Below are 7,963 nucleotides of genomic sequence, written 5' to 3'. Positions count from 1 at the left end.
GACCCGACACTGAAGTTAAGATCCCCAAGAACCGTCAACGCACCATACGACTTCGTGACATCCTGAAATTCTATGAGCGCCTCTGCTGACAAGTCGTATCCTCCCGAGTTGCGTCTTCGATGCGTGGTGACGAGTAAAGGTCCTTGGGGGGGGTGCTTTTCGGTTCCCCGAGGCTTTTGCGCAGACCTTACTCACCAGAGTGGGCGGGCCGTCACGATCGGAAAGTCCTTGCCGAACGACACTGTGTTCACGAGCGGCAGTCCGAAGAGGTCGCACTCGTATCTGAAGACGTCACCATCTTCGACAACCTGGTCCTGGCAGGTGCTCATCACGGCGTTGCCGAAATAGAGCACGTGGATGTCGCCCGGCCTGTACCACTTGCGATACTTGAAGTAGTGAGCCTCGATGTTGTCCAGGCTGTGCAACATGTTGTCCTCACCGGTCCGGAACTCGGCTTGCCAGCACTGTTTGCCGCCGCGCTCCAGGGAGATCCGGGCCTTGATATTTTTCGGCAAATCTCCAATGAGCACTTCCGGGCCCAGTGAAACATTCCGCTTCTTCGACTGCGCCAGGTGGTAGACGTTCTTGAAGTACATCTGTTCGTCGGAAAACTCGTTGCCGAGGCAGTAGCCGACGCAGAATGGCTCGTTGTCCGGGCCAATAATGTAGATGCCGGCAATCTCGGCTTCTTCTCCGGGGCCATCACCGAAAAACGGGTGTTCCACCGCCCCTCCGGGTGCCACCAGGATGTCGCCGGTGCCTTTATAGAACCATTCGGGCTGGGCTCCGAGTTCACCCTTTGCAGGTTTGCCACCACGTTTGCCCTGAACCAGTGTCTTCAGATGATCCGGCCACTTGCTTTCGTCACTTTCCAGCTCTCCTTCCAGCTCCAGCCAGGAACCATGGGACAGTCCGGAACCGCTGACATAAAGATGCGCCGGATCAGGGTGATCGATAGGGACGCAAACCCGGTTCTCGTCTAGCGCCGCCTTCAGGTCGACAACCTCGTCGCTTTGCTTTTCAGCAACCAGGTCAACGATGGATTTGTTCTCTTCGATCGCTTGAAGTGCCAGCGAGCGGAGATCGGAGACGTCCGCCAGTTTTCTGGAAACACCGGCGTCGTCTGTTGCGCAGAGAATTTTCTGACCTTGATCGTCAATCAGCTGAGAAAGTCTCATTTTGTCTTCCCGTTTGGGCTAAGGGCGATAGGGCTATCGATGGAGACAGATTAGCGAACCACTACGGTTTCTGAATTGGATCTGTCTCCCCTGTCATTCGGAACTGGTTTCAGTGCAGGTCAGTTTGACCGGGGCGAGCGCGTCACTGCTTCACCAGGATCGCTTCCACCTCAATTCTCAGACCATCGGCGGACAGGCTGTCGAGAGGTAGTCCCACCGAGCCGGGGCCTGGCTTTTGGAAATAGTGGCTGCGGGTTTCCAGATTTTCGTTGAACTCGTCGACCGTGCTGAGGACGTAGTAGGAGTTGATCTTGTGAACGTCCTGCAGCCGCAGACCGAGCTCGGACAAAGTCGCATCGATATTGTCCATTGTCTGTTTGGTCTGTTGCACGTGGTCATTGGCGAATTGAACAGAACCGTCCGCATCAAATGCGGCCTGACCGCCGACGAGAACCATATCGGCGCACTCGATACCATGACGCCAAAGCAGATTGTCCGGCATCTGCGCATTGCGGGTCAGTCCGGCATATTTCTTTTCAAGTTTCCCGCCATCTTCACCACGCATCGCCCAGGCACACGCCACGATCTTCGTGCCGGACGGATAGAGGCGCGGCAGGGGAATTGCCGTCAGGCTGGGACCCGGACCGTCTCCGAAGCGGGTCTTCAGATGTTTGGCGAAGGCCGTCCACTCTGCCTGCGTAACGGAGCAATCGTAAAAGACGTTGAGCCTCACGCAGTCGGATAGATCGGCGCCAAGTTCGGTCAGAACCGTGTTCAGCTGATCGAGTACCAGAGCGCTCTGCCTGGAGAAATCGCCTTCATGAACCACGGTTCCGTTTTCATCGCGGGGGACCTGCTGTCCGACATAGACAAGCTTTCCGCATTTCAGCCCTTGAGAAAGAGGTGCGCCCGGGTGATGCAAATCGGTCGGATTGACACTGACCCGTTCGAGCTTGCTGCCGTCTTGTTTCGCCATTGCATAGGTGCAGATTTCTACCAGAAGCTCAGGCAGGACAAGTCTGTCGAAGGGCACCATCTCAATGGTCGCACCGTTCAGGTCCGGTAGCTGATCAACAATGCTCTGGCGGTAGGTGTCCTCGTCGACGTCGCCCTTGTTGACGTATTCAACGCGCAAGTTTGTGATGTCGGCGACCGTGCACCCGACGTCGGCGAGCAGCTTGCGGATATGATCGATGCTTACTCGGGTCTGTTCGTCCAGATCATCGGGGTGATCCAGGTCCAGCTGCGGGTTGAGGACGATCATATCATTGGTGTGAATGGCCATGGTCCAGGGATGGTCCACGTCCAGTTCGAAGTTTTTCGGATTGAAGTTCTTTCTTGGCATGGCGAAACCGGCTTGTTTGCGATCAAAGAAGAAAAAGGGGCGATCCTTGAGCACTGGGGAGTCGTGGGTTCAAGGACCGGGGGCGAAGCCCTGACCGAAGTCAGCCCAGATCGTTTCTCATCTGGCCATTCAGGTAATTGATGGCGCTCGTGACATGCATCTCCACACCGATGGCAAGACCGTCCTCATCGATGTCAAAGCGCGGGTGGTGATGTGGAAAGTCGGTTTTCTTCTCCTTGTTGCCGACGCCGACAAAGAAGAATGTTCCCGGGACGTCCTGTGTGAATTCTCCGAAATCCTCACCAATCATGGTGACATACGGAACGACCTTCTTATCTGTGCCTTCCACCACCTGGGCGGCGGTCTCGCGCACCACGGCAGTGACGTCCGGGTCATTCACGACCGGGGGGTTGATAAAGGTGTATTCCAGCTCGTATTCGGTGCGGTTTGCCGCGCATACGTGTTTGATGATGCGCTCGAACTTCTCGCACAGGGTCTCACCGGGCTCTTTACGGGAATCGTAGAGGCAGCGAATTGTGCCTTCCAGCTCAACGGTTTCGGGAATGATGTTGGCGATCGTGCCTGCCTTGATGCTGCCGAAGACAATGGCCGTTGGTTTGTGCGAGCTGATTTCGCGCGCCTGGATCGTCTGTATCTGCTGAATGATGTTGGCCGCGGTCACGATCGGGTCGATGGATTCGTCCGGCATAGCGGTGTGCCCGCCCTTACCGGTCAAGGTCAACTTGAAGACATTGCTTTCAGCCATGACCGGGCCATCGTCGGCCGATACGTTGCCGGTTGGAATGCTGGTCATCAGGTGGGTGCCAACAACGGCATCGACTGACGGGTTTTGCAGAACGCCTTCCTTGACCATGTCTGCGGCGCAGGCGTTCTCCTCGTTGGGCTGGAAAACGAACTTGATGGTGCCCTTCAGCGAGGCCCGGTACTCGGTCAGTATCTTTGCAGCGATCATCATCATGGATGTATGGCCGTCATGGCCGCAGGCGTGCATGACACCGGGATTGAGTGACTTGAACTCATGGTCAGTCATTTCGTCGATCGGCAGGGCGTCGATATCGGCACGCAGCATCAGCGTCTTGCCGGGCTGTCCGCCCTTCAAGATGCCAATCACGCCGGTTCCGCACATGCGGCTGACTTCCAGACCAAGGTTTTCAAGATAGGTCTCGACGATACCGGCAGTCCGGTGCTCCTCCAGTCCCAGCTCGGGGTGCATGTGAAAGTCGCGACGCAGTGCGATGAGCTCTTCTTCCAGCTCTTTTACGCGGGTTTTGATGTCTGGAGACATGTGACTGATCACTCGTATTTGGATTTTCTGGCAGTTCTGTATTTTTGTGAAGTCAGGACATCACATTACTGATATTTTGTCAAAAATAAAAAATCTAAAAAGATTTATTAGTGATATACAAAATAGAAAGGCATAATTGATGATGGTGTTGGTCTTCCAGAAAATATCTAAAAATCAACACGTTAGTCATGGTTGTGAGTGATTTTGGGTTTCGCGGCCTGGAGTTAAGGCCGTGAGTTGTGCGGTGGAAGTGCCGCTCATCAGGAGTGGCAATTAGGCTTGGTGGCCCAATGGGGTTCGAGAGAATTCAGGCGGAATTTCGTTGCCTAATCGAAATGCGAGTTCTAAGAGAGGTTCAAATGAGAAAGTCATGAAACCGGCGATTGTTACGGTATTTTCACGGATAGCGAATCGGAGAATCGTGACGGAACATCCGGTCCGGACCAGTCGCGCGTCTGCTGAAAAGCGCCAGAAGTAGAAGATGGATCTGGCCGTGGCCGATCTGCAGGCGCAGATAGACGTTGACGCATGTGATTTCCATGCGACGGGCGTATCTTTCTGCTGCTTTTGAGGTTCGAATGAGCAAAGAAATTTACAGCGTAATCAAACAAAGAATACTTTCCGGCGAATACGCATCCGGCGAGATCATCAAGGAAAAGAATCTGGCGGAAGAGCTGGATGTCAGTCGCACGCCAATCCGGGAAAATCTTGCGCGACTGGAATGGGAAAAGCTCGTGACCATCATTCCCCGAGCGGGAGCCATGGTGGCGCCGATCGAGCTGAATCTGGTCAAGGAGGCTTACCAGGTCCGCTTCGTCCTGGACGGTTACCTCGGACGATTGGCGATTGCCCGTATTACCCGTGAGCAAATCCAGGAACTGGAGGCTCTGAAGGCGCAATGCGAGGGGTATGTCAACGAGGGAACGCAGGAAGACCTGAACAACATCAGCAACAAGGTGCGCGCCGTACTTGGCAAGGCGGCGAACAACAAGACCTTGTTCGAGCTTTCCGAAATGCTCTTCAACATCACATTGCGCGTCTGGTACAGCATTACCGAAGACGACGAACATTCCGAATTGGCCAATGCGTTGATTTCGGAAATCGATGCCCTCATCAAGGCCTGCAAGGACAAGGACGCGAATGCCGCTGAAAAGGCGATGCAGGACGCTGTGGTCTACTATACCGAGAAGCTGAAAAAGACATTTTGATCTGCAGCGCTTGACGCCGAACCCCCGGCCTGCAGCATCGGGCTACACAGGCTGTTCGATACGCATAACGTCCAAGCTTCGGCTTGGTTGTCGCGATGAGCCTGTCATTGCGCGTAACATAAGCGCTGGCCTGCCGGCAATGGACCGGCAGACCGGGAGCGCGGGGTGACCAGCGCTCCCTTCTTTTGTTCGCACTTAGATGGCGTCTGTTGTCCAGTTGCCATTGACCAGACGTGGAATGCCCAGTGGGTTGGCGTTTTTCAGCTCATCAGGCAGCAATGCATCCGGCGTATTCTGATAACAAAGCGGGCGAACGAACCTGTCGATTGCACGTTCTCCGACGGAGGTTGACTGCACGTTCGTGCTCGACGGGTAGGGGCCGCCGTGCGACATGCCGGCGCAGACTTCAACGCCGGTACCGTATCCGTTAAAGATCAGCCGGCCGACTTTGTTCTGCATCACCGATGCGAGGGCGGTGCTCATTTCACTGTCTGCTTCTTCGGCGAACAGTGAGCTGGTCAGGTGGCCATGGAAGCTCTTGGCGATCTGCAGCATTTCCTCATCGGTTTCGCACAGGATCATCAGGGTCGATGGCCCGAAGATCTCTTCCTGCAAATGAGGATTGGCCAAATAGTCGGACGCCGAGACGGCCATCAGAACGGGAGCTGCGCCATTGCCGTCGGCTTCAACGCTCTTTGCCAGAACAGATACACCCAAATCGCTCTCACGCCGCGCATTTCCTTCCCGATAGCTTGCGCAGATGGTAGGCGTCAGCATCGTCTGGGGAAGCTGCTCGGCAACCAGTTCGGTTGCTCTTTTGATGAACGCCTCTGTCGTTTCATTCGAACGTGCGACGAGGATGCCCGGATTGGTGCAGAACTGACCGGCGCCGAGGGTCATCGCGCCGACAAAGGCCTGGGCGATTGCCTCACCTTTTGCTGCAAGGGCTTCCTGAAGCAAAAATACCGGATTGGTGGAGCCGAGTTCTCCAAAGAACGGGATCGGGTCGGGGCGTTGTGAGGCCACATCGAACAACGCGCGACCTCCGGCCACGGACCCGGTAAATCCGCCCGCCTTGATGCCAGGATGTTGTACCAGCGCCTTACCCAAAGTGCGACCGGGACCGTGTATCAGTGCAAAGGTTCCAGTTGGAACGCCTGTCTCCTTGATGGCGGCAAGGATGCAGTCCGCAACCAGTTCGGACGTTCCCGGATGGGCGGAATGGGCCTTGACGATAACCGGGCAGCCGGCAGCAAGGGCGGAGGCGGTGTCGCCGCCCGCGGTCGAGAATGCGAGCGGGAAGTTGCTGGCCGCAAACACCACGACGGGTCCGAGAGGGATCTGGGTCAGGCGAATGTCCGGTTTCGGCAGGGGCTGGCGCTCCGGATTAGCGGTGTCGATGACCGCGTGTTTCCAGTCGCCCCGTTTCAGCAGGTTGGCAAACAAGCGCAATTGTCCGGTCGTGCGGCCAAGTTCACCGCGAAGGCGCGCTTCCGGCAGTCCGGTTTCAAGCATCCCTCGTTCTACGATGCCGTCTGCCGAGTTCTCCATGGCATTTGCAATCGCCTCAAGAAACGTTGCTCGGTCCTGTGCCGGCAGTGCTGAATAGGACGTGAAGGCTTCGGTTGCCGCGTTCACCGCCAGGTCCACATCTTCAGGCGCCGCGTTGGAAAACGCAGTCGGCAGTTCCGTATTGTTGGCGGGATTGATCGCCGCGAAAGTTCCCTGTTCGGACGAAGAAGCAACCCAGCTTCCGTTGATCAATAGTTTTCCAGTCAGACCTGTCATGTTCCGTCTCAGCCAGTGTTGGGTTCGGTTGCCGAAATTTAGGTGGTCAACATGGATCTGACAAAAGATGATTTTGGAGATATAGATGAGGAAATACTCATCTTAATCGAGCGAGTCAGACTGCACTCTTATGGCCTATCCTTCACTTAACAGCCTGAGAACCTTTGAAGCGGCGGCGCGTCTGTTGAGTTTCAACAGGGCAGCTGAGGAGTTATGCATCAGTCCTTCAGCGGTCAGTCACCAGATACGCCAGCTTGAGAACACGCTCGGGGCAAAGTTGTTCGCGCGGGTCGAGCGAGGTGTTTCTCTGACGCCAAATGGTGAGTATTACTTCATGAATGTTCAGCAGGGCATTCAGATATTGCTGCGCGCTACCGACGTCCTTATGGACCCCAAGCGGAGCCGAACGATCAAGATGTCGGTCGTGCCGTTTTTCGCGACCAGGTGGCTCATGCCTCGCCTTGAGCGGTTTCAGTCTCATTTTCCCGATTGGGAGCTGGCGATCCAGACCAGCACCCAAAAGTCGAGTTTTGAGTCCGAAGATCTTGATTTTGTCATTCGCAGGGGAGGCGGGGACTGGCCAGACCTTGTGTCGCGGTTGCTGCTGAACGAAAATCTGATGCCGATCTGTGCGCCTCAGCTGGCTGACACAGTTGCGGATATAGGCGACCTCAAGACCGCTCCTCTGCTCTACAATTCTCAGGTTCCAACTGAATGGAGCGAGTTTTTCGCAAGGCTCGGTGAGCAGTTTGTAGCGCCTGCAGCGCGCCTGGAGTTCCAGAATACCTCTCAAATACTGGATGCCTGCGTCGCAGGGGCAGGCATTGCCCTGATGGACCCGGCCCTCATCGACGCCGAGTTGCAGACCAGGCGAATCCGCCCGGCTCTCGATATTACAATCCCGAGCCTGCGTCAGTATTATCTGGTCTATCCTGAAAATCACGGCAACCGGAGCGCCGTTAAAGTTTTTCTGAGCTGGATTGAAGCAGAACTCGCCTGAACGAGTGGCGCGAAAACGTTTTGCGCGGCCCAGGGGTGTCGCCGCGTGGCGTATTCACATTCTCGAACTCGATTCTGTTCGGTGAAGCCCGAAGGAGCGCCGGTGTTGTCATTCAGCGTCGATCGAACATTACAATAT

Annotated in this window: 7 protein-coding genes; 2 read left to right on the top strand and 5 right to left on the bottom strand. The window is 55.6% G+C overall.

What is annotated here, in order from left to right; translation table 11 throughout:
• Nucleotides 1-191: 191 nt before the first annotated feature.
• The 4 genes from araD1 to ABLQ08_RS25745 all read right to left on the bottom strand — a co-directional run bounded on the left by araD1 (nt 192) and on the right by ABLQ08_RS25745 (nt 4,370).
• Entirely contained in the window at nt 192-1,178 is a 987-nt protein-coding gene (gene araD1 / locus ABLQ08_RS25760; protein ID WP_352948342.1) for an AraD1 family protein, read from the bottom strand.
• Nucleotides 1,179-1,320: 142 nt separating this feature from the next.
• A complete protein-coding gene (locus ABLQ08_RS25755; RefSeq protein ID WP_352948339.1) occupies nt 1,321-2,523 on the bottom strand; it encodes a Rid family hydrolase in 1,203 nt (400 codons plus the stop codon).
• A 100-nt stretch (nt 2,524-2,623) separates the two neighbouring features.
• A complete protein-coding gene (locus ABLQ08_RS25750) occupies nt 2,624-3,829 on the bottom strand; it encodes a M20 metallopeptidase family protein (RefSeq protein WP_352948336.1) in 1,206 nt (401 codons plus the stop codon).
• 397 nt (nt 3,830-4,226) lie between these two features.
• Complete coding sequence (locus ABLQ08_RS25745) at nt 4,227-4,370, bottom strand: hypothetical protein (RefSeq protein ID WP_352948333.1); 144 nt, start codon at nt 4,368-4,370, stop codon at nt 4,227-4,229.
• Between the two features lie 37 nt (nt 4,371-4,407).
• On the opposite strand from ABLQ08_RS25745, the gene ABLQ08_RS25740 reads away from it, so the two are divergent.
• The gene (locus ABLQ08_RS25740; protein ID WP_352948330.1) at nt 4,408-5,037 is read left to right on the top strand and encodes a GntR family transcriptional regulator; all 630 of its coding nucleotides are present in this window, start codon (nt 4,408-4,410) and stop codon (nt 5,035-5,037) included.
• A gap of 195 nt (nt 5,038-5,232) precedes the next feature.
• Here ABLQ08_RS25740 and ABLQ08_RS25735 read toward each other — a convergent pair whose 3' ends face one another.
• On the bottom strand, nt 5,233-6,825 hold the full coding sequence (locus ABLQ08_RS25735; protein ID WP_352948327.1) for an aldehyde dehydrogenase (NADP(+)): 1,593 nt from the start codon (nt 6,823-6,825) through the stop codon (nt 5,233-5,235).
• A 130-nt stretch (nt 6,826-6,955) separates the two neighbouring features.
• Here ABLQ08_RS25735 and ABLQ08_RS25730 point away from each other — a divergent pair, with 130 nt between their 5' ends.
• On the top strand, nt 6,956-7,825 hold the full coding sequence (locus ABLQ08_RS25730; RefSeq protein ID WP_352948324.1) for a LysR substrate-binding domain-containing protein: 870 nt from the start codon (nt 6,956-6,958) through the stop codon (nt 7,823-7,825).
• The last annotated feature ends 138 nt before the right edge of the window (nt 7,826-7,963 follow it).

The organism is Roseibium sp. SCP14 (assembly GCF_040329475.1).
GTDB lineage: Bacteria > Pseudomonadota > Alphaproteobacteria > Rhizobiales > Stappiaceae > Roseibium.
Note: the sequence above shows the minus strand (reverse complement) of the source record. Positions and strands in the feature narration are given on the sequence as shown.

Coding starts and splice junctions, on each gene's coding strand:
- ABLQ08_RS25730 (WP_352948324.1), top strand. CDS start 6,956: ATGGCCTATCCTTCACTTAACAGCCTGAGAACCTTTGAAGCGGCGGCG.
- ABLQ08_RS25750 (WP_352948336.1), bottom strand. CDS start 3,829: ATGTCTCCAGACATCAAAACCCGCGTAAAAGAGCTGGAAGAAGAGCTC.
- ABLQ08_RS25735 (WP_352948327.1), bottom strand. CDS start 6,825: ATGACAGGTCTGACTGGAAAACTATTGATCAACGGAAGCTGGGTTGCT.
- araD1 (WP_352948342.1), bottom strand. CDS start 1,178: ATGAGACTTTCTCAGCTGATTGACGATCAAGGTCAGAAAATTCTCTGC.
- ABLQ08_RS25740 (WP_352948330.1), top strand. CDS start 4,408: ATGAGCAAAGAAATTTACAGCGTAATCAAACAAAGAATACTTTCCGGC.
- ABLQ08_RS25755 (WP_352948339.1), bottom strand. CDS start 2,523: ATGCCAAGAAAGAACTTCAATCCGAAAAACTTCGAACTGGACGTGGAC.
- ABLQ08_RS25745 (WP_352948333.1), bottom strand. CDS start 4,370: ATGGAAATCACATGCGTCAACGTCTATCTGCGCCTGCAGATCGGCCAC.